This is a genomic window from Pseudomonas sp. AIG, from assembly GCF_977020205.1.
Genome location: NZ_CDROCK010000120.1, coordinates 1 through 2,288 on the forward strand (window position 1 = coordinate 1; position 2,288 = coordinate 2,288).

2 protein-coding genes are annotated in these 2,288 nt (G+C 62.3%); both read left to right on the forward strand.

Features of this window, described 5'->3' with window-relative positions; translation table 11 throughout:
* On the forward strand, positions 1-1,637 hold a 1,637-nt coding region (gene gspD / locus ACWR1S_RS30775), incomplete at its 5' end, for a type II secretion system secretin GspD (RefSeq protein WP_454566132.1).
* The coding region (locus ACWR1S_RS30780) for a GspE/PulE family protein (protein WP_454566133.1) at positions 1,634-2,288 on the forward strand (655 nt) is incomplete at its 3' end. The genes gspD and ACWR1S_RS30780, both read left to right, overlap by 4 nt.

Genomic DNA, 2,288 nt, shown 5'->3' on the forward strand with positions numbered 1-2,288 from the left:
GCATTGATTCGCCAAGTGCGATTGACACCGATGTGGTGCAGATCCAGAACGGCATTGCCGCTGACATTGCGCCGATGGTGGCGGATCTGCTCGATGCGCCGGGCAATGATCCGACGCAGAAAATCGCCGTGATTGGTGATCCGCGTTCCAACACCATCATCATTCGCGCTGGCAGTCCGGAGCGCACGGAGTTGGCGCGCAATCTGATCTACAAACTCGACAACGCGCAGAGCAATCCGAGCAATCTGCATGTGGTTTATCTGCGTAACGCGCAGGCGGCGAAACTGGCGCAGGCCTTGCGCGGGTTGCTCACGGGTGAGAGTGACAGCGGCACCAGCGACAATGCGCGTTCGGTGCTCAGTGCCATGGGCGCAAGTACCGGCGGTAGTGCTGGGCAAAATGGCCAGAGCGGTACGCAAAGCAGCGGCAGCTCGTCGACCACTAATAGCAGCGGCAGCACGGGCGGCAGTTACGCGCAGGGCAGCAGTGGCAGCACAACCGGCAGCGGCGGCGCGCAGAACAGCGATCAGAACGTCGCCTTCAGTGCCGGCGGCGTGACCATTCAGGCCGACGCGACCACCAACACCTTGCTGATTTCCGCGCCGGAGCCGTTGTATCGCAACTTGCGTGAGGTGATCGATCTGCTTGACCAGCGCCGCGCGCAAGTGGTGATTGAAAGCCTGATCGTCGAAGTCGGTGAGGACGATGCCAGTGAGTTCGGTGTGCAATGGCAGACCGGCAATCTCGGTGGCAATGGCGTGATCGGTGGCGCGAATCTGGGTGGTTCGGGGATCAACACCAACGGCAAAACCAGCATCGACGTACTGCCGCAGGGTTTGAACCTGGGCTACGTCAACGGCACGGTGGACATCCCCGGGATCGGCAAGATTCTCGACCTGAAAGTGCTGGCCCGAGCCTTGAAGAGCAAGGGCGGCACCAACGTGCTGTCGACGCCGAACCTGCTGACCCTCGACAACGAAGCGGCGAGCATTTTTGTGGGTCAGACCATCCCGTTTGTCAGCGGCAGTTACGTCACGGGCGGTGGCGGCACCAGCAATAACCCGTTCCAGACCGTGACTCGTGAAGAGGTGGGTTTGAAGCTCAATGTGCGCCCGCAGATTTCCGAGGGCGGCACGGTCAAGCTCGATATCTATCAGGAGGTCAGCAGCATTGATGAGCGGGCTTCGGCCAGTGCCAATTCGGCGGGGATTGTCACCAACAAACGGGCGATCGATACCAGCATTCTGCTCGATGACGGGCAGATCATGGTGCTCGGCGGGTTGCTGCAGGATGGCTACAGCCAGAGTAACGACGCGGTGCCATGGCTGGGCAGTTTGCCGGGCATCGGCGCGCTGTTTCGCAACGAGCGGCGGGCGATTACCAAGACCAACCTGATGGTGTTTCTGCGTCCGTACATCATCCGCGACAGCGAAGCGGGGCGCAGCATCACCCTCAACCGTTATGACTTCATGCGCCGCGCTCAGGGCGGTTTGCAGCCGGAACGCAGCTGGGCGATGCCGGACATGCAGGCGCCGCAGTTGCCGACGGCGGCGCAGGGGGTTCCAAGTTCGGTTCCGGCTTCGGGCCCCCGTGCGACCATCAAAGCCGTGCCGATTGAGGGAGGCCCGCGTCTGTGAGTCTCTTGCCTTACGCCTGGGCCAAGGCGCAGCGGATTTTGTTGTGCGATGGCGTGTTGACGGTGTGCCCGTCGACGCCGGGCTGGTCGATCAGCGAGGCGCGGCGGCAGTTTGGTGCGACCACGATTCAGCGGGTGCGCGATGATGAGCTGGATGGCTTGCTTGCCAGCGCTTATGCCGACACGGGCAGCGCGGCGGCAGTGGTCGGCGCGGCAGAAAACGAAGTCGATCTCGACCGCCTGATGCAGGACATGCCGGAAATCACCGACCTGCTCGACACCCAGGACGGCGCACCGGTGATTCGCATGATCAACGCCTTACTCACGCAAGCGGCGCGCGACGAGGCCAGCGACATTCACATCGAACCGTTCGAAACCCATTCAGTGGTGCGCTATCGCGTCGACGGCACGCTGCGTGATGTGGTCTCACCGCGCAAGGCTCTGCACGGCGCGTTGGTGTCGCGGATCAAGATCATGGCCCAGCTCGACATCGCCGAAAAACGCCTGCCGCAGGACGGTCGCATCGCCCTGCGCGTGGCGGGACGACCGATCGATATTCGTGTTTCAACGGTGCCGACCGGGCATGGCGAAAGGGTAGTGATGCGTCTGCTCGACAAACAGGCCGGACGTCTGCATCTGGAAACCCTCGGCA